Annotated in this window: 17 protein-coding genes; 12 read left to right on the top strand and 5 right to left on the bottom strand. The window is 65.9% G+C overall.

The annotated features are described in order from the left end of the window. Positions 1-2 precede the first annotated feature (2 nt). From glnL to UB43_RS23035, 3 genes are all read right to left on the bottom strand, one after another. Positions 3-1079: a nitrogen regulation protein NR(II) gene (gene glnL / locus UB43_RS23025; RefSeq protein ID WP_045215796.1), complete on the bottom strand. Its 1077-nt coding sequence runs from the start codon at positions 1077-1079 to the stop codon at positions 3-5. A gap of 206 nt (positions 1080-1285) precedes the next feature. Then, positions 1286-1855 (bottom strand): DUF4124 domain-containing protein, encoded by a 570-nt coding sequence (locus UB43_RS23030; RefSeq protein WP_256205347.1) that lies wholly within the window; start codon positions 1853-1855, stop codon positions 1286-1288. Between the two features lie 11 nt (positions 1856-1866). Continuing rightward, positions 1867-2415 (bottom strand): DUF4124 domain-containing protein, encoded by a 549-nt coding sequence (locus tag UB43_RS23035; RefSeq protein WP_045215800.1) that lies wholly within the window; start codon positions 2413-2415, stop codon positions 1867-1869. 194 nt (positions 2416-2609) lie between these two features. On the opposite strand from UB43_RS23035, the gene UB43_RS23040 reads away from it, so the two are divergent. After that, positions 2610-4817, top strand: a complete 2208-nt coding sequence (locus UB43_RS23040) for a mechanosensitive ion channel family protein (protein WP_045215802.1) — start codon at positions 2610-2612, stop codon at positions 4815-4817. A 193-nt stretch (positions 4818-5010) separates the two neighbouring features. Here the strand turns inward: UB43_RS23040 and glnA are convergent, their stop codons facing one another. Next, positions 5011-6420: a glutamate--ammonia ligase gene (gene glnA, locus UB43_RS23045; protein WP_045215805.1), complete on the bottom strand. Its 1410-nt coding sequence runs from the start codon at positions 6418-6420 to the stop codon at positions 5011-5013. Positions 6421-6752: 332 nt separating this feature from the next. On the opposite strand from glnA, the gene thiI reads away from it, so the two are divergent. The 9 genes from thiI (at position 6753) to UB43_RS23090 (ending at position 20417) form a co-directional block, all read left to right on the top strand. Then, complete coding sequence (gene thiI / locus UB43_RS23050; RefSeq protein WP_045215807.1) at positions 6753-8207, top strand: tRNA uracil 4-sulfurtransferase ThiI; 1455 nt, start codon at positions 6753-6755, stop codon at positions 8205-8207. Between the two features lie 170 nt (positions 8208-8377). Then, positions 8378-10198, top strand: coding sequence for a translational GTPase TypA (gene typA / locus UB43_RS23055; protein WP_045215809.1), 1821 nt, complete (start codon positions 8378-8380; stop codon positions 10196-10198). 350 nt (positions 10199-10548) lie between these two features. After that, complete coding sequence (locus UB43_RS23060) at positions 10549-14265, top strand: DUF2339 domain-containing protein (RefSeq protein WP_045215811.1); 3717 nt, start codon at positions 10549-10551, stop codon at positions 14263-14265. After that, positions 14262-15626, top strand: a complete 1365-nt coding sequence (locus UB43_RS23065) for a DUF3999 domain-containing protein (protein ID WP_045215813.1) — start codon at positions 14262-14264, stop codon at positions 15624-15626. Before UB43_RS23060 ends, UB43_RS23065 begins: the two co-directional genes overlap by 4 nt. 101 nt (positions 15627-15727) lie before the next feature. Then, entirely contained in the window at positions 15728-17635 is a 1908-nt protein-coding gene (gene estP, locus UB43_RS23070) for an esterase EstP (protein WP_045215815.1), read from the top strand. Between the two features lie 232 nt (positions 17636-17867). Next, entirely contained in the window at positions 17868-18881 is a 1014-nt protein-coding gene (locus UB43_RS23075; RefSeq protein WP_045215817.1) for a class 1 fructose-bisphosphatase, read from the top strand. Next, positions 18881-19486 carry a DUF924 family protein gene (locus UB43_RS23080; protein WP_045215819.1) on the top strand — a complete coding sequence of 202 codons (606 nt, stop codon included), beginning with the start codon at positions 18881-18883 and terminating at the stop codon, positions 19484-19486. The genes UB43_RS23075 and UB43_RS23080 overlap by 1 nt, the downstream gene beginning before the upstream one ends. Before the next feature lie 74 nt (positions 19487-19560). After that, on the top strand, positions 19561-19815 hold the full coding sequence (gene bamE / locus UB43_RS23085; RefSeq protein ID WP_045215822.1) for an outer membrane protein assembly factor BamE: 255 nt from the start codon (positions 19561-19563) through the stop codon (positions 19813-19815). A 35-nt stretch (positions 19816-19850) separates the two neighbouring features. After that, positions 19851-20417: a lipocalin family protein gene (locus UB43_RS23090; protein WP_045215824.1), complete on the top strand. Its 567-nt coding sequence runs from the start codon at positions 19851-19853 to the stop codon at positions 20415-20417. A gap of 126 nt (positions 20418-20543) precedes the next feature. Here the strand turns inward: UB43_RS23090 and UB43_RS23095 are convergent, their stop codons facing one another. Then, positions 20544-21908 carry a formimidoylglutamate deiminase gene (locus UB43_RS23095; RefSeq protein WP_045215826.1) on the bottom strand — a complete coding sequence of 455 codons (1365 nt, stop codon included), beginning with the start codon at positions 21906-21908 and terminating at the stop codon, positions 20544-20546. Positions 21909-22155: 247 nt separating this feature from the next. Between UB43_RS23095 and hutC the strand changes: the two genes are divergently transcribed. Further along, positions 22156-22866 (top strand): histidine utilization repressor, encoded by a 711-nt coding sequence (gene hutC, locus UB43_RS23100; RefSeq protein WP_045216884.1) that lies wholly within the window; start codon positions 22156-22158, stop codon positions 22864-22866. After that, positions 22863-23453, top strand: a complete 591-nt coding sequence (locus UB43_RS23105; RefSeq protein ID WP_045215828.1) for a HutD family protein — start codon at positions 22863-22865, stop codon at positions 23451-23453. The genes hutC and UB43_RS23105 overlap by 4 nt, the downstream gene beginning before the upstream one ends. Positions 23454-23618 lie beyond the last annotated feature (165 nt).

Raw genomic sequence — 23618 nt, forward strand, 5'->3', positions numbered from 1 at the left:
GGTCAATGCACTCCTTGTTCCAGGGGCAGGAACAGACTGAATACGGTGTGGCCAGGATGGCTCTCGCATTCGATCAAGCCCTGGTGCTGGCTGATGATGTTCTGGGTGATGGCGAGGCCCAGGCCGGTGCCGTCGGCACGGCCGCTGACCATGGGATAGAAGATGGTGTCCTGCAGTTCGGTCGGGATGCCCGGGCCGTTGTCGATGATCTCCACCTTGCATACCAGGCGATGGCGCGTGTGGCCGATGGTGAACTGGCGCAGGGTGCGGGTGCGCAGGGTGATGCGCCCCAGCTTGAGTTCGTTCTGCGCAGCGATCGCCTGCATGGCGTTGCGCACGATGTTGAGCACGGCCTGGATCATCTGCTCACGGTCGATCAGCAGGTCCGGGATACTCGGGTCGTAGTCGCGCACCAGCGGGATGGTGCCCTGGGTCTCGGCCTCCACCAGGCTGCAGACGCGTTCCAGCACTTCGTGGACGTTGGTCACCGAGAGCTGCGGGAGCTTGTTGGAGCCGAGCATGCGGTCCACCAGGTTCCGCAGGCGGTCGGCTTCTTCGATGATGACGTTGGTGTAGTCCTTGAGCGATTCCTCTGGCAGCTCGCGGGAAAGCAACTGTGCCGCGCCGCGAATACCGCCCAGCGGGTTCTTGATTTCGTGGGCCAGGCCGCGCACCAGCAACTTGGTGGTTTCCTGCTTGGACAGCTGCGCCTCTTCCTTGGTGATCCGCAGCAGCCGGTCGCGCGGGTGGACTTCCAGCAGCAACAGGGTGTCGCGGCGGTCGAGGATCGGCGTCACCGCGTAGTCCACGGTGATGGTCTGGCCGGTCAGCGAGGTCAGGCTGGCCTCGCGCTTGGTGAAGGGGTGCGCCTCTTCCACCGCCTGGCGCAGCGACTGCAGCGCCTCGGGCGACTCGGTGAACAGCTCGCTGATGAACTGCCCGTGGCTGCGCTGTCCACTGACCGCCAGTAGCATTTCCGCCGCCGGGTTCATGTACTCCAGGCGCAGCTCGGCATTGAGCAGGATCACCGCCGTGGTGAGGTTGTCGAGCAACAGGCGGAGCTGGGTTTCTGTAGGCATGGCGTAAGAGATGTCCCAAGACTGTGCGGGAAAATGCAAAAAGCAAACCAGGCCCTGAAAAGACGCGTATTTCGCGGCATCGCGCTGATTTGCGGTGCGCAGGCGACCGAACCGGTCAGCGGAAGTGACCCGAAATGGGGAGAGTATAGAAAGTGGTGCAGGCACATGCACCGATATGGTGCGTTTGTGTCTGCCCGCACGCCGCGTCAGCGGTCGGTGGCGGCGAGCGGGTGGGAAGTGTCCAGATCGGCCGATTCGGCCACGGAAACGCGGAACATGTGGAAGGGCTGGCTGGGCGTCTGCTCGATGGTGCGGCCGAGGGTGTCGATGATCTCCACGGACAGCTGGTGGGTGCCCCGGTCGATGTTGTTCAGCGGGAACACCGGGCTGCGGCCGGGCTCGCCCACGGGCTTGCCGTCCAGCAGCAGGCGGTAGAGATGACCGGGCAGCAGGGCCGGGTCGCTGGTGGCGGAGACGATCAGCGCGCCGTCATTGGCTCGCACGGTGGCGTCGGGCTCCGGCACGATGATGCGTAGCAACTGGTAGGCCGGCGGGCCGGGCGGCAGCTCGGGTGTGGCCGGCGCGTACAGCGGCGGCGGCATGCGCACGCCGTTGGGCGAGGCTGGCTGGGAATTGATCGGCGCCAGTTGCAGCTTCTGCGCGTTGCCGCGCGGCGGCTGATCGGTGAAGACGCGATTACCTTCCTTGTCGATGTAGGTGTAGACCTCGGCGCTGGCCGACAGGCAGAACAGCGCCGACAACAGGAGCATCACCAGGTAGCGCATCGTCAGCCGCCCGTCCTGGGTTGGACCTTGGGCCGTTGCGGGCTGTTGGTGCTGATGCGTTGCAGGGTGAAACTCACCGGCGAGCTGGCCTGGATCACCCGGCTGCCCTGCAGCACCTGGACTGCCAGGGTGTGGTCGCCGCGGTCAAGTTCCTGCAGGCCGATGCTGGTGCTGCTGGTCGGGGCGCCGTAGGGCTGGCCGTCGAGCACCAGTTGCAGCAGATGGCCGCCCGCCAGGGCGGGCTGCACCACGACATTGACGATGAAGGTGCCGTTGTTCTGCCGTAGCGACTCGTCGTCCGGCAGGTTGCTCAGCGCAAGAATGGCGTAGGGCGTGGCAGCCTGGCTCGCCGTGCCGCTGTCGGCGGGTGCCGCGACCGGGCCCTGCGGGCCGACGGTGTTGGTCGGCGGCAGCTCCACGGGCTTGGCGTCGACATCGGTCGGCGGCTGGTTGGTGAACACCGTCTTGCCGTTGGCGTCGGTGTATTTGTAGATCTGCGCACTGGCAGGCAATGCGGCGGCGAGCAGCAGGGCGGTGAGGATCAGGCGCATGAAGAATCTCCGGATGGTCTTGCCAAGCCTTGCACTGCCGACGGCAGCTGGCAAGTTGCCTATTGTCTTTCAGCGGGGCGCCGCGCGTTGTGCGCTGCTGCTCGTCGAAGGACCTTTCCTGCGCGGGACGGGTCCGAGCCTGGCGCCGGCGTCTGTATGATGCGGGCAAGCGTGATTTTCCATGTTGGTGGGGTATGCCTGTGAGTCCGATCCGTTACCTGCTTCGTCAGTGGCTGCTGTTGTGCTGCCTGGGCCTCGGCTTGTCCGTCGCCGGGCCTGCGCTGGCAGCGCTTCCCGGGCCGCTGGCCGGGGTGACGGGCGGTGGCGAGGCCAAGGTCAGCGACGCGCAGCTGGAGCAGTCGCTGAACCAGGTGATCAAGACCCTGGAGAACGACCAGCAGCGCGGCGACCTGCTGAAGAAGCTCAAGCAGCTGCGCGATGCGACGCAGAAGGGTGCGGAGGAGCAGGGCGGCGTGCTCGGCCTGATCGGCGATACCCTGGGCAGCCTGGAGAAGCAGTTCGAAGGCGCCAACAGCCCGATGGTGCGCTGGGCAGAACTATTCCAGGGCGCAGGCTATGAACTGGACACGCGCACCCCGTCGCTGGCGGAGTGGCCGGGGATGATCCTCGATTTCGCCCTGGTCATCCTCGTCTGGGCCTGCGTCGCCCTTGGCCTGCGCTGGGTTGCAGGGCGCATGCGCAAGCGCTTCGGTCTGGAAGGCGAGCTACCGCAGCACCCCAAGACCCGCGACTTGCTGCTGTTCGCCCTGCGCAAGCTCGGCCCCTGGCTGGTGGCCTTCCTGATCACGGTCTACCTGTCCGTGGTGCTGCCCAGCTCCCTGGGCAAGCTGGTGGCGATGGTGATCGCCTACACCCTGGTGTGCGGCACGCTGTTCTCCGCGCTCTGTGTGATCTCCCTGTCGCTGCTCAGCGGCCCGCACCGCATGCGTGCGCTGGATATCCTGCGCCGCCGCGCCTTCCGCCCGCTCTGGCTGATCGGCAGCCTCGCGGCGCTGGGCGAAGTGATGCACGACCCGCGCGTCATCGAGAGCCTGGGCATGAACATCTCGCTGTTCGTCGGTTCGGTGGCGAATATCTGCGCGGCGCTGCTCACCGCGCTGTTCGTCCTGCAGTTCCGCCGGCCCATCGCCCACCTGATCCGCAACCAGCCGCTGGAACGCCGGCTCAAGCGCCGGGGCCTGAGCGACCTGGTGGAGCTGGTCGGTTCGATCTGGTTCCTGCCGGTGCTGGTGCTGGTGGGCATCTCGCTGTTCGCCACCATCGTCACGGCCGGTGACAGCAGCTACGCCCTGCGCCGTGCGCTGGTCTGCGCCGTCGTGGCGGTGGTGGCGATGACCATCAATGGCCTGATCCGTCGCGCCCACCAGCGCTCCGCCCGGCGCGGTGCGCGTCGCCATGCGCCCTACATCGAGCAATTGCAGAGCTTCGGCTACACCCTGCTGCACATCGCCAGCCTGCTGTTCTTCCTGGAGATCGGCCTGCGCGTCTGGGGCATGTCGCTGATCCGCTTCGCCGAGGGCGACGGCTCGCAGATCAGCCTCAAGCTGTTCAGCTTCGGCACCACGCTGCTGGTCGCCTGGCTGGTCTGGATCCTCACCGACACCGCCGTGCAGCACAGCCTCGGCCTGGGCGGCAAGAAGAGCGCCAACGCCCGTGCCCTGACCATGCTGCCGCTGATCCGCAACGTGCTGTTCGTAACCATTGCGGTGATCGCCCTGATCGTCGCCCTGGCGAACATGGGCATGAACGTCACTCCGCTGCTCGCCGGTGCCGGTGTCATCGGCCTGGCCATCGGTTTCGGTGCGCAATCGCTGGTGGCGGACCTGATCACCGGCCTGTTCATCATCATCGAGGACTCGCTGTCCATCGACGACTACGTCGACGTCGGCGGCCACCTCGGCACGGTGGAAGGCCTGACCATCCGCACTGTGCGCCTGCGCGACCTGGACGGCGTGGTGCACACCATCCCGTTCAGCGAGATCAAGAGCATCAAGAACTACTCGCGGCAGTTCGGCTACGCTATGTTCCGCTGGCCAGTGCCGGCCAGCATGCCGATCGACGACGCGCTGGCGCTGGTCAAGGAAGTCTCCGGCGAGCTGCGCACCGACCGCACGATCAACCGCGCGATCTGGTCGCCGCTGGAAATCCAGGGCATCGAGAGCTTCGACGCTGGCCAGGCGATCCTGCGTTTCCGTTTCAAGACGGCGCCGATCCGCCAGTGGGAAGTACAGCGGGCGTTCAACCTGCGCCTGCGGCAGAAACTCGACAAGGCCGGGTTGGAGCTCTCCATGCCACGCCTGAACGTGCAGCTCTCGCGCATGCGCAAGTCGCGCCGCGAGGACGACGAGGAGCAGGGCGCGCCGGCGGACGGCGGGATCTGAAACCGGCCTTTCGTTGCAGGGGCGAGCTTGCTCGCGAACGAGTTATCCGCTGACTCCGGTGCTGTGCGATTCGCGAGCAAGCTCGCTCCTACAGGCGCAGGCGCAGGCGCAGGCGCCAGCGGATTCTCCGGCCCATAAAAAAGGCCTCCCGAAGGAGGCCTTAATGCTGTCGCTATTTATAGGTATTCGTGGATCAGACGCTGTAGTACAGGTCGTATTCCAGCGGGTGCACGAAGGTGCGCACCTTGATTTCTTCTTCCGACTTCAGCTCGATGTAGGCATCGATGAACTCGTCGGTGAACACGCCGCCCTTGGTCAGGAACGCACGGCCCTTGTCGAGTTCTTCCAGCGCCTCTTTCAGGCTGCCGCAAACCTGCGGGATTTCCTTCGCCTCTTCCGGCGGCAGGTCGTACAGGTTCTTGTCGGCGGCATCGCCGGGGTGAATCTTGTTCTGGATGCCGTCCAGGCCGGCCATCAGCAGAGCGGCGAAGCACAGGTAGGGGTTGGCAGCCGGGTCCGGGAAGCGCGCTTCGATACGGCGGGCTTTCGGGCTGGAAACGTACGGGATACGGATCGAGGCGGAACGGTTGCGGGCCGAGTAGGCCAGCATGACCGGGGCTTCGAAGCCCGGAACCAGGCGCTTGTAGGAGTTGGTGGCCGGGTTGGTGAAGCCGTTCAGGGCCTTGCCGTGCTTGATGATGCCGCCGATGAAGTACAGGGCGGTATCGGACAGGCCGGCATAGCCTTCGCCTGCGAAGGTGTTCTTGCCATCCTTGGAGATGGACATGTGAACGTGCATGCCCGAGCCGTTGTCGCCGTACAGCGGCTTCGGCATGAAGGTCACGGTCTTGCCGTAGGCGTCGGCAACGTTGTGGATGCAGTACTTCAGGGTCTGAACTTCGTCAGCCTTGGCAACCAGGGTGTTGAACTTCACGCCGATTTCGTTCTGGCCGGCAGTCGCCACTTCGTGGTGGTGAACTTCGATGACCAGGCCCATCTCTTCCATGGCGTTGCACATGGCAGTACGGATTTCGTGGTCGTGGTCGACTGGCGGTACCGGGAAGTAGCCGCCCTTGACGCCCGGACGGTGACCTTTGTTGCCGGTCTCGATGTCAGCGTCGGTGTTCCAGGAAGCCTGCTCGGAGAAGATCTTGAACATCGAGCCGGAGATGTCGGACTTGAACTTCACTTCGTCGAAGATGAAGAACTCCGGCTCCGGGCCGACGAAGACGGTGTCGCCGATACCGGTGGACTTCAGGTATTCCTCGGCGCGCTTGGCGATGTTGCGCGGGTCGCGCTCGTAGCCTTGCATGGTGCTCGGCTCGATGATGTCGCAAACGATGATCAGGGTCGGCTCTTCGGTGAACGGGTCGAGCACGGCGGTGCTGTCGTCCGGGAGCAGGATCATGTCGGAGGCTTCGATGCCTTTCCAGCCTTCGATGGAGGAGCCATCGAACATCTTGCCGGCTTCGAAGAACTCGTCGTCCAGCGCGTCGCGGGCGGGCATGGTGACGTGCTGCTGCTTGCCTTTGGTATCGGTGAAGCGCAGGTCAACCCACTTCACGTCATGATCTTTGATCAGTTGTTGCGACTTGTACGACATGCTGTCCTCCAGGAGGGATTAGAGCTGGGAGCTTTTTCGTGCCCCAGTATCGGGTGATGCCGGCCGGAATACTCCGCCAGGGCAACCTGCCTCACAAGAGAGCAAGTTGCGTGCCAGTGCCCATTATCGGGCAGGGCCCCTGATTTCCGGGGCTTTGGCGAGGGAATCAGGTAAATGCACGATAATTGTGCACTGTTTCGGTGCTTCATCATGGTGCGCGCGTCCATTTTGGTGCGCCAAAAAGAAAGTCTCCGATTTCTGCTCAAGTCTTGAGCAATTTCGGATATAATTCCGCCCCTTTTTTTCAGTCCCATGGCAATCGCCCGATCCGCATGAAACTCATCGTCAAGGTCTTCCAGGAAATCACCATCAAGAGCCGGCCGGTGCGCAAGCGCTTCATCCGCCAGCTGGCGAAGAACATTCGCACGGTGCTCCGCGATCTCGACCCCGAGCTGCTGGTCGAGGGCGAGTGGGACAACCTCGAGGTCGAGACCCGGGTCACCGACCCCAAGGCCTTGCGCGAGATGATCGAGCGCCTGACCTGCACGCCGGGCATCGGCCACTTCCTGGAAGTGCACGAATACCCGCTGGGCGACTTCGACGACATCCTGGAGAAGTGCAAGGCCCACTTCGGCGACAAGCTGCCGGGCAAGGTCTTCTCCATGCGCTGCAAGCGCGCCGGCAAGCACCCCTTCACCTCCATCGATGTGGAGCGCTACGTCGGCGGTGGTCTGCGCCAGCATTGCGGTGCGGCGGGCGTCTCGCTGAAAAACCCGGAAGTGGAAGTGCGCGTGGAAATCCGTCACGACCGCCTCTACGTGATCCATGCCCAGCACGATGGCCTCGGCGGCTACCCGCTGGGCGCGCTGGAGCAGGTGCTGGTGTTGATGTCCGGTGGCTTCGACTCCACCGTGGCGGCCTACCAGATGATGCGCCGCGGCATGATCAGCCACTTCGTGTTCTTCAACCTCGGTGGCCGTGCCCACGAACTGGGCGTGATGGAAGTCGCGCACTACCTGTGGAAGAAGTACGGCAGTTCCCAGCGCGTGCTGTTCGTCAGCGTGCCCTTCGAGGAAGTGGTCGGCGAGATTCTCACCAAGGTCGACGACAGCTACATGGGCGTGACCTTGAAGCGCATGATGCTGCGCGCCGCCAGCCGAGTGGCCGAGCGCCTGGAGATCGACGCGCTGGTGACCGGCGAGGCGATTTCCCAGGTGTCCAGCCAGACCCTGCCGAACCTCTCGGTGATCGACCGGGTGACCGACACCCTGGTGCTGCGCCCGCTGATCGTCAGCCACAAGCAGGACATCATCGACACCGCGACGCAGATCGGCACCGCCGAGTTCGCCAAGCACATGCCCGAATACTGCGGCGTGATCTCGGTGAACCCGACCACCCAGGCCAAGCCGCACCGCGTCGACCACGAAGAAACCAAGTTCGACATGGCCGTGCTCGACCGCGCCCTGGAGCGCTCCACCCAGATGACCGTCGACCGCGTGATCGACGAACTGGGCAAGGACCTGGCGGTGGAAATGGTCGACGAAGTGCTGGCCGGCCAGATCGTGGTGGACATCCGCCACCCGGATGCCCAGGAAGATGAACCGCTGGCCATCGAGGGCATCGAAGTCCTGGCCATGCCGTTCTACGCGATCAACAGCAAGTTCAAGGAACTGGACCCCAACCGCCAGTACCTCCTGTATTGCGACAAGGGCGTGATGAGTCGCCTGCACGCCCACCACCTGGTCAACGAAGGGCACACCAATGTGCGTGTTTACCGTCCGCAATAAAGGCGCGGATCAACGCCGCCAGCCCGGACTGTTCGGCGGCAGTATCCGCCACCGACCTCCCGACACATTGGGTGCGTAGGCTAACGCCCTGACCTTTTGCACCGCCGCGCCACGGCCCGGCCCCCGCTGCCGAAATCGGCAGCCGAAGATTCACTATCGAGACTGACACTGTGATCGAAAAACTGCGCAACATCGCCATCATCGCCCACGTCGACCATGGCAAGACCACCCTCGTAGACAAGCTCCTGCGCCTGTCCGGCACCCTCGACCGCAAAGAAGCGGAAAACGAGCGCGTGATGGACTCCAACGACCAGGAAAAAGAGCGTGGCATTACCATTCTGGCGAAGAACACCGCGCTGAAATGGAACGACTACAGCATCAACATCGTCGACACCCCCGGCCACGCCGACTTCGGTGGCGAGGTTGAGCGCGTGATGTCGATGGTCGACTCCGTACTGCTGGTGGTCGACGCCCAGGACGGCCCCATGCCGCAGACCCGCTTCGTGACCCAGAAGGCGTTCAAGGCCGGCCTGCGTCCGATCGTCGTGGTGAACAAGATCGACCGTCCGGGCGCGCGTCCTGACTGGGTCATCGACCAGATCTTCGACCTGTTCGACAACCTCGGCGCCACCGACGAGCAGCTGGACTTCCCGATCGTCTACGCCAGTGCCCTGAACGGCATCGCCGGCATGGACCACGAGAAGATGGACGACAACATGGACGCGCTGTTCCAGGCGATCATCGACCACGTCCCGGCGCCGAAAGTCGACGTCGACGGCCCGTTCCAGATGCAGATCTCCCAGCTGGACTACAACAGCTTCCTCGGCGTGATCGGCATCGGCCGTATCGCCCGCGGCAAGGTCAAGACCAACACCCCGGTCGTGGCCATCAGCGACGACGGCACCAAGCGCAACGGCCGTATCCTGAAGATCATGGGTCACTCGGGCCTGCAGCGCATCGAAGTCGCTGAAGCCGAAGCCGGTGACATCGTCTGCGTCTCGGGCATGGACGAACTGTTCATCTCCGACACCCTGTGCGATCCGCAGAACGTCGAAGCGCGCCCGCCGCTGACCGTTGACCAGCCGACCGTGAGCATGACCTTCCAGGTCAACGACTCGCCGTTCGCCGGTAAAGAAGGCAAGTTCGTCACCAGCCGCAACATCAAGGACCGTCTGGACAAGGAACTGCTGCACAACGTGGCCCTGCGCGTCGAGCAAGGCGACTCCCCGGAGAAGTTCAAGGTCTCCGGCCGTGGCGAACTGCACCTCTCGGTACTGATCGAAACCATGCGCCGTGAAGGCTTCGAGCTGGCCGTCGGCCGTCCGGAAGTGGTCATCATCGAGACCGCCGAAGGCGAGAAGCAGGAGCCTTACGAGAACGTCACCATCGACATCGAAGAGCAGCACCAGGGCTCGGTGATGGAGCAGATGGGCCTGCGCAAGGGCGATCTGACCAACATGATCCCCGACGGCAAGGGCCGCGTGCGCCTGGAATACACCATCCCGGCGCGTGGCCTGATCGGCTTCCGTAACAACTTCCTGACCCTGACCTCGGGCACCGGCATCCTGACCTCGACCTTCAGCCACTACGGCCCGATCAAGGCCGGCGAAGTGACCAACCGTCAGAACGGCGTACTGGTCTCCATGGCCACCGGCACCGCGCTGACCTACTCGCTGGAAACCCTGCAGAGCCGCGGCAAGCTGTTCCTCGGCCCAGGCGACGAGATCTACGAAGGCCAGCTGGCCGGCATCAACAGCCGCGACAACGACCTGGTGATCAACCCCACCAAAGGCAAGAAGCTCGACAACATGCGCGCTTCGGGCAAGGACGAAGTCATCGCCCTGGTTCCGCCGATCCGCTTCACCCTGGAGCAGGCGCTGGAATTCATCGCCGATGACGAGCTGGTGGAAGTGACGCCGAAGTCGATCCGTCTGCGCAAGAAGATGCTGAACGAGAACGACCGCAAGCGCTACGAGCGCGCCAAGGTTTAACTCGACCAGTCGCACGAAAAAAGCCGGGCATCTGCCCGGCTTTTTTTTGGCCGTCTTCCGCGCTGGAGCGTTGTTCTTTGTAGGAGCGAGCTTGCTCGCGAACGAGTTACCCGGTGACGCCGAGGCTGGGCGGTTCGCGAGCAAGCTCGCTCCTACAGCTGAGTGTCACCCTTTAGGAAATTTCTGACTTTTTCACCGAGCGTGGCCGAATGACCACCTTCTGACGTCTGATCCTTCGAAGCTGTGAGATCGTGGACGCGGCCCAGGGAACCGGGCCGATATACTCAGCTCTCCGGGCGTACGCGTCCGGATCGGGATGGATTCGCACAGAACCTCAAGGATTCGAAAGCATGCAATGGATTTTCATGCTGGTCGGCCTGGTCATCGGCGCCGCTGCGGGCGAGTCGATCACCGGGGCGGTATTGGGCGCGGTGATGGGCCTCGCGCTGGGGCAGGCCTTCGCGCTGCACAGCCTGCAGCGGGAGAACGCCAGCCTTCGTGGTGAGCTGAAGGCCTTTGGCGAGCGCTTCGACCAGGGCACCAAGGCCCTCTATGAGCGGCTGCTGCTGGTGGAGCGAGGCGCGGCCGGGCAGACGCCTCCGCCGGCCAGTGTCGAGTCCGTTGCGCCGGACCTGCCGGTTGTGCCGGTTGCGGCTGAGCCCGAGGTCGAAACTCCCGCCAGCGAAACCGCTGCCTCCGATCTGGAGTGGAACATCGAGCTGCCCACCAACGAGCTGGCGTCGGCCCCGGCGGCCGCCGCGCAGGTGGAAGCGCCCGTCGAGTGGTCCGACCTGGTGCTCGAGCCGATGGAAAGGCCGGCTACCCAGGCCCGCGTCGAGGCGCCCGCGGTTCAGCCGCAGCCGGCTCCTGCCGCCCCGCCGGTGCCACCACAACCGCCCGTTCCTTCCCTGTTCGGCCGCGCCTTCGGTGCCGCCCGCGACTGGCTGCTGGGCGGCAACACCGTGCTGCGCGTCGGTGTGGTGCTGCTGTTCCTCGGCCTGGCCTTCCTGCTACGCTACGCCACCGAAGGCATGACCCTGCCGCCGCAGGGGCCGTACCTCGGCACCGCCGCTGCCGCGCTGGCGCTGCTTGGACTCGGCTGGTGGCTGCGTCACCGGCGTCCGGCCTATGCGCTGGTCCTCCAGGGCACCGGCGTCGCCGTGCTCTACCTGACGGTATTCGCCAGCATCAAGCTGTACCCGGCGATGAACCATGGCGAAGTGCTGATCGACCCGCAGGCCGGGTTCGTGCTGCTGGTGGCGGTCACCCTGTTCTCGGCGATCCTGGCCATCCTCCAGGATGCGCTGGGGCTTGCCGCCGCTGCCGCACTGGGTGGTTTCGCCGCGCCGATCCTCGCTTCCACCGGAGGCGGCAGCCATGTCGCGCTGTTCAGCTACTTTGCCCTGCTCAACGCCGGCATCTTCGCCATTGCCTGGTTCAAGGCCTGGCGGATGCTCAACCTTATCGGCTTCTTCGGCACCTTCGGCATCGGCCTGGCCTGGGGGCTGCGGTCGTACAAGCCGGAGTTGTTCGGAACGACCGAACCGTTCCTGATCCTGTTCTTCCTCACCTACGTCGCCATCGGCCTGCTGTTCGCCCGTCGCCGCCTGCGCGAGGCGGCTGGCGCGCCGGAGGATGACTCCCGCGAGGCGCTGCTGCGCTGGTCGGCGCGGCAGACCGACTACGTCGACGGCACTGTCCTGTTCGGCACGCCGCTGGTGGGCTTCGGCCTGCAGTACGGGATCATCCAGCACCTGGAATTCGGCGCGGCGTTCAGCGCGCTGGCGCTGGGTTTGTTCTACATGGTCCTCGCGCGCCTACTGGCCGGGCGCACCGCTGGCCGCGCGCTGTTGCTGGTGGAAACCTGCCTGGCGCTGGGCGTGGTGTTCGGCACCCTGGCGATCCCGCTGGGGCTGGACGCACGCTGGACCTCCGCCGCCTGGGCGGTAGAAGGCGCCGGCATCTTCTGGCTCGGCCTGCGCCAGCAGCGGCCGCTGGCGCGGATTTTCGCCTTGCTGCTGCAAGTGGGCGCGGCGCTGGCCTTCCTCGGCGAACTGCGCGCCGACCCGCAGTCGCTGACGCTGCTCGAAGGCGCACCATTGGGCGCGCTGATGCTCGGCGGAGCGCTGCTGTTCAGCTTCTGGAACCTGCGAAACGCCGATCCGCACCTCCTGCGCAGCTGGGAGCCGAGCGCTCGCCCGGTGCTGGCGGCCTTCGGCCTGGCGTTCCTATACCTGATCGCACCCCTGCTGCTGGGCGCGGACGGCACGGCCATGGCCTGGGCTGTCGCCGGGCTGGCGACCCTGTTCGCCGCGCTGCGCCTGCGTTCGCGTACCTTCCTGGCTTGCGCGTTTGCAGTGCAGTTGCTGGGCGGCGCGGTGTTCCTCCTGCATCTGCAGGGCGCGCAGGAGGGCAGTGGCGTGCTCGGTTCAGGCTGGCGCGGGCTGGTGACAGCCTCGCTGATCGGCCTGGCGCTGATCGCCGCCATGCTGATCGCCGCGCGCGATTCCCTGGTGCGTGACGACCGCCGACTGATGCTCGGCCTGAGTGTGGTCCTGCTGCTCGGGCTGGCCTTCATCAACCTCGCCGTACTCTTCGTGCTGCCGTGGCAAACGGCGGCGGCGGTGTGGGCGGGCAGCGGCCTGCTGATCCTCTGGCTGAGCCTGCAATTGCAGCAGCGCGCGGCCTTCGTCTTCGGCCTGGTGCTGCAGGTGATCGGCGCGGCTGCCTTCCTCTTCGGCGGCGCCGCGCTGTTCGGCGACCTGCCCAGCGAAGGCCTGAAGCCGTTGGCGCACATGGGCTTCTGGACCCCAGCGGTGCTGGCGATGGCCGCACTGGTCGGCGCCTGGCGCCTGCACCGGGCCAGCGAGCGCGAGCGTAACCTGGCGCTGGGCGGCCTTGGACTGGAGCAGCTTTCGCAGTTGCTGCTGGTCTGGGGCGCCGGCTGGTGGGCATTGACCGCGCTATGGGAGATTGCCCGCTTCGTGCCTGGCGAGATGCGTGAGCACGTGGCGCTGCTGGTGGCGGCGATCAGCGTCGGCCTGTGGTCGCTGCTGGCGCGCCGCGAGCAGTGGCGCGCGCTGGCGCTGCTGTGCCTGGCGCTGGTGCCGGTGTCGCTGGTGGCGCTGGCCAGTGCCTGGAGCCTGCAATACCACCCGCTGGCCGAACTGGGCTGGCTCGGCTGGCTGGCGGTGTTCGCGGTGCACTTCTTCACCCTGCGCCGGCTCGCTGCCTTGCTGCCGCACCGTGCTGCACAGGCGGCCCATGTGCTGGGCTGCTGGCTGATCCTTGGCGTGCTGGCGCTGGAGCTGCGCTACCTGTTCTTCGCCCTGGCCGAGCATTACAACGCCTGGCGCTGGCTGGGCTGGGCACTGGTGCCGAGCCTGTTCCTGATCCTCATGGGCGGGGCCGCGCGCTTGCCGTGGCCGGTGGCGGCCTTTGAACGCGAATACCGCGCCATCGCGGCCGCCCCGGTGGCCCTGGCGCTGCTGGGCTGGTTCTGGCTGGTCAACCTGTTCAGCAATGGCGCGGCCGACCCGCTGCCCTACCTGCCGCTGGTGAACCCGCTGGAACTGGGCATGCTCATCGTGCTCGCGGCGATCTTCCAGTGGACGCGCCTGGGCCTGCCGCAACTGGGCGTGGCCGAATCCACCCTGCGCCTGCCGGTGCAGGCGGTGCTGGGCGCTTCGCTGTTCGCCCTGCTGACCATGGCCGTGTGCCGCACCGCGCACCACTGGGGCGGCGTGCCGTTCGAGTTCGACGCCCTGAGCCAGTCCATGCTGGTGCAGGCCGGGCTGTCCATCGTCTGGGCGCTGATCGCCCTGGGTCTGATGATCGCCGGGCACCTGCGCGGCCGCCGCGATTTCTGGCTGGTCGGCGCGGTGCTGCTGGTCGTGGTGGTGATCAAGCTGTTCCTCGTCGACCGCGCCAGCGGCGGCAGCCTGGAACGCATCATTTCCTTCATCGGCGTCGGCGTGCTGATGCTGATCGTCGGCTACTTCGCGCCGCTGCCGCCGCGCCGGCCGGTGCCCGAAGAGCAACCGCAACAGGAGCAACCCTCCGCATGAAGCTCAATGCCCTCGTTCTGCTCGCAGGTGCATGCCTGCTGGGTAACCAGGCCAGTGCCGCGCCCACTCCGGCGGACTTCGCCAATCGCGTGCCGCTGGAGGTGTCCGGCAACGGCCCCTGGTACCGCGTGCAACTGCCCATCGAAGTGCTGTTCGCCGCCCGCCATGGCGACCTGCGCGACGTGCGCATCTTCAACGCCGAAGGCGAGGCACTGCCCTACAGCCTGCGCACCCGCTCAACTAGCGAAAAGGAGGTACGCAGCGAAGTGCAGGCGCGCATCTTCCCGCTGCGCGGTGCCTCCGGCAGCACCGCCGGCGACAACCTGAAGATCGTCCGCAGCACCACCGGCACCATCCTGGAAATCACCCCGAATGCGCCCGCGCAGGACAAGACCCAGGTACTGCGCGGCTGGCTGCTGGAAACCGGTTCCGGCGACCTGCCGCTGGACCGCCTGCAGCTGGACTGGACGGCCGACAGCGACGGCTTCCAGCGCCTGCGCATCGAGGCCAGCGACGACCTGGAGCACTGGCGTTCCCTGGGCGAAGGGCAACTGGCACGGCTGGACTTCAACGGCCAGCGCATCGAGCAGAACGACATCGCGCTGCCCGGCGAGACGGCACGCTACCTGCGCCTGTGGTGGGAGTCGCCGGAGCAGGCCGCGCAACTGGTCGGCGCCACGCTCAGTGGCAGCCGCAGCAGTAGCGGCCCGGTGCCGATGCTCTGGTCCGAGCCGCTGGAGGCCAAGGCTGACAGCAAGGGCGACTTCAGCTGGAGCCTGCCGCTGGCGCTGCCGGTGGAGCGCGTGCGGATTCCCCTGCAGCAGGACAACACCCTGGCGCCGGTGGTGATCTCCGGCCGCCATGACGGCAATGTGCAGTGGTCGCCGCTGGCGCGCGGCGTGCTGTATCGCCTGCCGGGGCAGGGCGGCGAAATCACCCAGGAAGAACTGGAACTGCCCGGCACCACCCTGGGCCAGCTGCGACTGCAGGTGGATTCGCGCGGCGGCGGTCTCGGCGGTTCGACGGCGCACTTGAGCGTGGGTGTTCGCGCCAGCGAACTGGTGTTCCTCGCCCGCGGCGGCGCGCCCTACGAACTGGCGGTGGGCAGTGGCACCATCAGCGATGGCAGCCTGCCGCTGACCACCCTGGTGCCCGGCTACGAGCCCAAGCGCCTGGCGAGCATGGGCGAGGCGCGTCTCAAGGGCACTCTTCAGGCGCCGGCGACACAATTGCCCGCCGATGTCGCGAAAGCCGATACCTACTGGAAACGCTACGGCCTGTGGGCGTTGCTGCTGGCGGGCGTCGGCCTGCTCGCGCTGATGGCGCTGAGCCTGCTGCGGAGTAACCGCCAGGCGAGCTGATCGACGCGGATCGCCGCAAGATAGGGGTGTCGCCTGTAGAAATTCTGATACTGTCTTGGTTGTTCTGATTGCCAAATAACAACAAAGCATGGAGTAGCAGAATGATCAGAAAGGCGCTCACCCCGCTGGCGGCTGCGTGCGCATTGGCCATTGCCACGCAGGCCTCCGCAGCCCCTTCGCCGTATTCCACCATGGTCGTCTTCGGCGACAGCCTGAGCGATTCCGGACAGTTCGCTGATGCCGGCGGCCCCGCCGGCGCCAGCACCCGCTTCACCAACCGCGTCGGCCCGACCTACCTGGACGGCAGCGGCGAGATCTTCGGCCCCACCGCGCCGATGATCCTGGGCGGCAAGCTGGGTATCAGTGGCACCGACCTGAACCCCTCGACCTCGCTGGTCCCCGGCACCGTGGACGGCAACAACTGGGCAGTCGGCGGCTACCGCACCGACCAGATCTACGATTCGATCACCGCTGCCGGTGGCTCGGTGGTCACCTCCGGCTCCACCAGCCGCACCCGCGACGGCTACCTGGTGAACAACCGCGCCGACCCGAACGCGCTCTACTACCTCACCGGCGGCGGCAACGACTTCCTCCAGCTGCGCATCACCAACGACCCGACGGCCCGTGCAGCGGCCGGCCGTCTGGTGGATAGCGTGGATGCGCTGCACAACGCCGGGGCGCGCTACATCATGGTCTGGCTGCTGCCGGACCTCGGCCAGACCCCTGCCACCAATGGCACCGCGCTGGAGTCCTTCGGCACCCAGCTGTCGGGCATCTTCAACGAGGAATTGGTCAGCCAGCTGGCTGCCTCCGACGCCAATGTCATCCCGCTGAATATCCCCGCGATGTTCAAGGAAGTGCTGGCCAACCCGGGCGCCTATGGCCTGGCCACCGACCAGAACCTCATCGGCACCTGCTTCAGCGGCAACAGCTGCCCCGAGAACGCGGTGTATGGCCGACACGGCAGCAACCCCGATCCGACCAAGCTGATTTTCAACGACGGCGTGCACCCGACCATCGCCGGCCAGAGCCTGATCGCCGACTATGCCTACTCGGTGCTCTCCGCCCCGTGGGAAGCGACCATGCTGCCGGAGATGGCCCTGGGCACGTACAACGCCTACCAGGACCAGTTGCGCAGCCAGTGGCTGGCGGACTGGGAAAACTGGCAGGGCGTGAACCAGTGGCGCGGTTTCGTCACTGGCGGAGCGCAGCACCTGGACTACGACGACCAGGACAGCGCGGCCGACGGCTCCGGCTACGGCGCCAACCTGACCCTGGGCACCAGCTACCGCCTCGATGACGCCTGGCGTGTCGGCGGCTCGCTGGGCTTCTACCGACAGAAGCTGGAGCTGGGCTCCGACGACTCCGACTACAAGCTCAACAGCTACCTGGGCAGCCTGTTCGTCCAGTTCCAGCAGAATCGCTGGTGGGCTGACGCCTCCGTGACCGGCGGCAAGCTCGACTTCGATGAGGCGAACCGCAAGTTCACCATCATCAACCACGAAGTGGAAGAAAAGGCCGATACCGACGGCAGCCTGCTGGCCTTCAGTGGTCGCCTGGGCTACGACATCGCCCAGGGCGGCGAGAACTGGCACCTGTCGCCCTTCGTCAGCGCCGACTGGGCGCGGGTGAAAGTGGACAGCTACGAAGAGGACAGCGGCCGCTCCACCGCGCTGGCCTTCGACGAGCAGAACCGCTACTCCCGGCGCCTGGGCGTCGGTCTGCAGGGCAAGCTGGACCTGTCGCAGGACACCCAGCTGTTCGGCGAGGTCGCCGTGGAGCGCGAGTATGCCGACGACACCCAGGATGTCGGCATGAACTTCACCAGCCTGCCGGACATCGGCTTCAGCCTGCAGGGCTACACCCCGCAGAGCCACCTGCAGCGCGCCACCATCGGCTTCGCCCAGAAGCTGACCCCGGAGCTTTCGCTGCGCGGTGGCTACAGCGCGCACCGCAGCAGCGACGACCTGGCCCAGGGCGTGAACCTGGCGCTGAGCCTGGACTTCTGACCGCCTGAGGAGAGCGTTGCGGGGTGACGGGCGGTTGCGGCCGTCACCCCGCTTTCCTTCCAGTGGACCGCTCGCCGCGCGGCCGAAGGTCGCGGGGCCGGTCGCCTTTGGGGAACTGCCCGTGCGCGGCGGGCTCCAAGCAGTCGGCGAGCCTCTGCGCAAGGAGGCATCGCGGTCGTTTCCACGCTAGAATGCGCCCTGATTTTTTCCATCTTCTCCCCTGGAGTCTTCCATGTCCCGCGTTACCCTGAGCCGCTACCTGATCGAGCAGACCCGCAGTCACAACACCCCGGCCGACCTGCGTCACCTCGTGGAAGTGGTGGCCCGCGCGTGCAAGGAGATCAGCCACGCCGTTTCCAAGGGGGCGCTGGGTGGCGTGCTGGGCAGCATGGAGACCGAGAACGTGCAGGGCGAGGTGCAGAAGAAGCTCGACGTCCTCTCCAACGAAATCCTCCTGGAAGCCAACGAGTGGGCCGGCAACCTGGCCGGCATGGCCTCCGAGGAAATGGACCACCCCTACCAGATTCCGGGCAAGTACCCGAAGGGCGCCTACCTGCTGGTCTTCGACCCGCTGGACGGCTCCTCCAACATCGACGTCAACGTCTCGGTCGGCACCATCTTCTCCGTGCTGCGCTGCCCGCAGGAATACCTGAGCCAGAACGACAGCCTGCGTGAGGAAGCCTTCCTCCAGCCGGGCACTACCCAGGTCGCCGCCGGCTACGCCATCTATGGCCCGCAGACCATGCTGATCCTGACCCTGGGCAACGGCGTGAAAGGCTTCACCCTGGACCGCGAGCTGGGCAGCTTCGTGATGACCCACGACAACATCACCGTGCCGACCAGCACTGCCGAATTCGCCATCAACATGTCCAACCAGCGCCACTGGGAAGCCCCGGTGAAGCGCTACGTCGACGAGCTGCTGGCCGGCAAGGAAGGCCCGCTGGGCAAGAACTACAACATGCGCTGGATCGCCTCCATGGTGGCCGACGTACACCGCATCCTGACCCGCGGCGGCGTGTTCATGTACCCGCGTGATTCCCGCGAGCCCGAGAAGCCCGGCAAGCTGCGCCTGATGTACGAAGCCAACCCGATGTCGTTCATCATCGAGCAGGCCGGCGGCGCCGCGACCAACGGCCGCCAGCGCATCCTCGACATCCAGCCCGACAGCCTGCACCAGCGTGTTGCGGTGTTCCTGGGCTCGAAGGAAGAAGTCGAGCGCGCCACCGCCTACCACCAGGAAGGCTGATGACCACCGCGCCCTGGCAGATCCTGCTCGACTGGTGGTTCGGCACTGCGCTGGATGCCAATGAAGTCGCCGCCCAGCGCAACGCGCTGTGGTTCGGCAAGAGTGGCTGCCAGGACGTGGACTCGGAAAACCGTTTCGGCGGCCTGGTGCGCCAGGCCCTGGACGGCGGTCTGCAGGAGTGGGAGCGCGAGCCGCAGAGCTGGCTGGCGCTGATCCTGCTGCTGGACCAGTTGCCGCGCATGGTCTTTCGCGATTCCCCGCGCGCCTACGCCGGCGACGCCCGCGCCCAGCAACTGGTGCGCCAGGGCCTGGAGGCCGGTTTCGACCGCCAGCTGCCGCGCATCGAGCGGGTGTTCGTCTACATCGTGCTGGAGCACGCCGAAGACCTGGCCAGCCAGGATGAGGCCGTGCGCCTGTACGAAGCGTTGCAGGCCGAATCCAGCGAGAGCGAGAAGGTGCTTTTCGCCGGTTACCTCGCCTACGCACGCAAGCACCAGGTGGTGATCGAGCGCTTCGGCCGCTTCCCGCACCGCAATGCCATCCTCGGCCGTGACTCCACGGCTGAAGAAGCGCAGTTCCTCACGGAACCTGGCTCACGTTTCTGACTCCAACCCGGCGGCCGAATCGGTCGCCCTGTGCCAAGCTTGTTGGCCTGCCCCCCAAAACAATGGAGTTGTCGATGTCCTTCCGCCGCCTCGCGCTCGTCGCGTTCTGTGTCGTCCTGGCCGCTTGCAGCAAAGTGAACCAGGAGAACTATTCCAAGATCAAAACCGGCATGACCAAGGCCGAGGTGGAAAGCCTGCTCGGCAAGCCCACCGAATGCTCCGGTGCACTGGGCGTTTCCAGCTGCACGTGGGGCGATGACAAGGCCTTCATCAGCATCCAGTACGCCGGTGACAAGGTGCTGCTGTTCTCCGCCCAGGGCCTGAAGTAAGCCCCCGGGCAGGGCAGGCGGCCAAGGAGGAGAGAATGCGTCGATACACCCCTCGATCCCTCACCTGGCTGGCCTGCCTCGCCGTTCTGAGTGGCTGCGCGGGCTCCGCCCAGCAGCTGCCACAGACCGTGCAGGTCGACCTCGAGCGCTACGTGGGCACCTGGTACGAGCTGGCGCGCAAGCCGATGTTCTTCCAGCGCCAGTGCACGCAATCCGAAGCGCATTACCAGTTGCAGCCCGACTCCAGCATCGCCGTCACCAACCGCTGCCTGACGAAGGATGGCGACTGGGACCAGGCCACCGGCCGCGCCGAGGCGCAGGTGCCGGGCCGCACCGACAAGCTCTGGGTACGATTCGACAACACCTTCTCGAAGATTTTCCCCGGTATCGCCAAGGGCGATTATTGGGTGCTCTACGTCGATGACGATTACCAGACTGCGCTGGTGGGCAACCCGAATCGCGAATACCTCTGGCTGCTGTCGCGCAAGCCGGTGGTGCCGGATGCGACGCGGGACAAGTTGCTGGAACTGGCCCACGCGCGGGGCTACCAGACGGATGACCTGATCTGGCGGGCAGCCGATTCGAGTTCGGCGGCTCCATGAGAATACGCCCCTTGGGGGCGTTGTTGCTCTTCGTAGGAGCGAGCTTGCTCGCGAACCAACTTCGCAGCGGGGCTGTTCGCGAGCAAGCTCGCTCCTACAGATTTAGTCCCATCCAACAAGGACCTCTCAATCCAGGAGTTTGCGAAGCACATCGGCGAATTCGTGGGCGCTTTGCTCTTCAAGGGCGTGCCGGCCTTCGCGCACGCGCCATTGCCCGGCAACCATCACATCGCGCACCTGGCGATCGCCACCGGCGAACAGCCAGCGGTTGAGGATCGCGTCACCACGGGCGGTCTGCAGGTAAGGGTCGCCGCCGTCGAGCACCAGCAGGTCGGCGCGCTTGCCGACCGCCAGCTCACCGGTGGGCTGGCCGAGCGCCTGGGCGCCACCGCTGAGGGCGGCGTCGAACAGGGTGCGGCCGACCATGGGTTGATCTTGTCCGTACAGGCGGTTGCGACGCTGGTCGCGCAGGCGCTGGCCGTATTCCAGCCAGCGCAGTTCTTCCACCACGCTGAGCGACACGTGGCTGTCCGAGCCGATGCCGAAGCGGCCGTGCTGGGCCAGGTAATCCACGGCCGGGAAGATGCCGTCACCCAGGTTCGCCTCCGTGGTCAGGCACAGGCCAGCCACCGCGCCGCTGCGGGCCATGGCGGTGACTTCGTCGGCTTCGGCATGGGTGGCGTGGACCAGGCACCAGCGCTCGTCCACGGCGACGTTCTCGTACAGCCACTGCAGCGGACGCCGGCCACTCCAGGCCAGGCAGTCATCGACTTCCTTCTGCTGCTCGGCGATGTGGATGTGCACCGGGCAACCGCTGGAATCGGCGCCCAGCACCTCGGCGATCTGCTGCGGCGTCACCGCGCGCAGGGAGTGGAAGCACAGGCCGAGGCCCTGCTGCGGCTGGTCTGCCAGGTGTGTGCGCAGCCCGTCGATCAGCATCAGGTAGCTGTCTGTGCTGTTGATGAAGCGGCGCTGGCCGTCGCTCGGTGCCTGGCCGCCGAAGCCGGCGTGGGAGTAGAGCACCGGCAGCAGGGTCAGGCCGATGCCGGCATCCGCTGCCGCCTGGCTGACGCGCAGGGCCAGTTCCGCCGGGTTGGCGTAGGGCTGGCCGTCGACGTCGTGGTGCACGTAGTGGAATTCGGCGACGCCGGTGTAGCCGGCCTTGAGCATCTCGATGTACAGCTGGCGGGCGATGACGCCGACCTGCTCGGGCGACAGGCGGCCGACCAGGCGATACATCAGGTCGCGCCAGGTCCAGAAGCTGTCGTTGGGGTTGCCGGCGACTTCCGCCAGGCCCGCCATGGCGCGCTGGAAGGCGTGCGAATGCAGGTTCGGCATGCCCGCCAGCAGCGGCCCGGAAACCCGTTCGGCGCCTTCTGCGCTGGCGTCCGGGGTGATCGCGGTGAACAGGCCCGCGGCATCGATCTCGAAGCGGACGTTGCGCGCCCAGCCGGTGGGCAGCAGGGCGGTTTCGGCGAACAGAACGGACATGCGGGAGGTCCTCGCGGGTTTCTTGGAGTTTGTATATACATATACAGACGTTTGCCGGGACCGTAAACTGCAAGGCAACCCGGCGGTCGTCAGAGGACTTGTATGCACGGGTCGAATCCGGTACATGCCGGAGTCAGACCGCAGTCGCCCTCCAAAGAAAGAACACCGTCGCCACGACAAGGAGTTTCCCGTGCCCGCATCGCCCACGCCTACCTCGCCCGCCGAGGGTTCGTCGCTCGCCGCGCAGATGGGGGAAATTCCCGCGCCGTTGTATGCCCGCGTCAAGCAACTGATCATCCAGCAGATCCAGTCCGGCACCTGGCCGCCGCACCACCGTGTGCCGTCCGAGGCGGAACTGGTTGACGAGCTGGGCGTCAGCCGCATGACCATCAACCGTGCGCTGCGCGAGCTGACCGCCGACGGCCTGCTGGTGCGCATGCAGGGCGTAGGCACTTTCGTCGCCGAGCCCAAGGGCCAGTCCGCGCTGTTCCAGGTGCAGAACATCGCCGAGGAAATCACCGCTCGCGGGCACAAGCATCACCTGGTGGTGATCAGTCTCGTGGAAGAGCTGGCCAGCGCCGAGCGTGCGCTGGCGCTGGACGTGCGCGAGGGCCAGCGCATCTTCCACTCGGTGATCGTGCACTACGAGAACGATATCCCGGTGCAGATCGAGGACCGCTACGTCAACGCGGCCGTGGCGCCGGACTACCTGAAGCAGGATTTCACCGGGCAGACGCCGTTTGCCTACCTCACCCAGGTTGCGCCGCTGAGCGAGGGCGAGCATGTGGTCGAGGCAGTGTTGCCCAGCCCCGAGGAATGCAAGCTGCTGTCCGTCGACCGCCACGAGCCGTGCCTGCTGATCCGCCGGCGCACCTGGTCGGGACGCAATACCGTCACCAGCGCGCGCCTGCTCTATCCGGGTTCGCGCTACCGCCTGGAAGGACGATTCAGTTCATGAGTGAAGTGCGAATTCTGCGCGCCGCCGATTACCCGGCGATGCCCTGGAAGAACGGCGCGGGCACCACCCGCGAGATCGTCCGCGATGCCGGCGACGGCCTGGAGGGTTTCGGTTGGCGCGTGTCCATCGCCGACGTCGGTGCGCCGGGGCCGTTCTCCGCCTTCAGCGGCTACCAGCGCGTCATCAGCGTGCTGGAAGGCGAGGGCATGCGGCTGAAGGTCGACGGTGTCGATTCCCGCGCTCTGAAAGCGCTCGACGCTTTCGCCTTCGATGGCGCCAGCGCGGTGGAATGCACGCTGCTCGGCGGCGCGATCCGCGATTTCAACCTGATCTATTCGCCCGCTCGCTACCGGGCGCGTTTGCAATGGCTGAAGGTGGACGGCGCGGCGCATTTCTTCAGCAGCGCTTCCACGGTGCTGTTGTTCAGTGTGGGCGAGGGGGTTCACGCCAGCCTGAACGGCGAGGCCGCCGGTCTGTTGGGCCTGCATGACACGCTGATTGCCGAGGGCGATGGTGCGCTGCGCGAGTGGCGGCTGAAGGTGGCGGGCAGTGCGGATATCTGCGTGATCGAACTCGAAGCACGCTGAACAGAAAGGGCGCCTTCGGGGCGCCCTTGTCTTTTGTAGGATGGCGTGGAGCGAAGCGATACCCATTAATCATTCCACGGCCCGGAAGAAGCGCCTTACAGGCGCTGTTCGCGGGCATGGCCCGCTCCTACAGGTAGATGCGGGAGTGGCGCTTTTTCAGGGTGA

The organism is Pseudomonas sp. 21, from assembly GCF_000955805.1.
Classification (GTDB): Bacteria; Pseudomonadota; Gammaproteobacteria; order Pseudomonadales; family Pseudomonadaceae; genus Pseudomonas.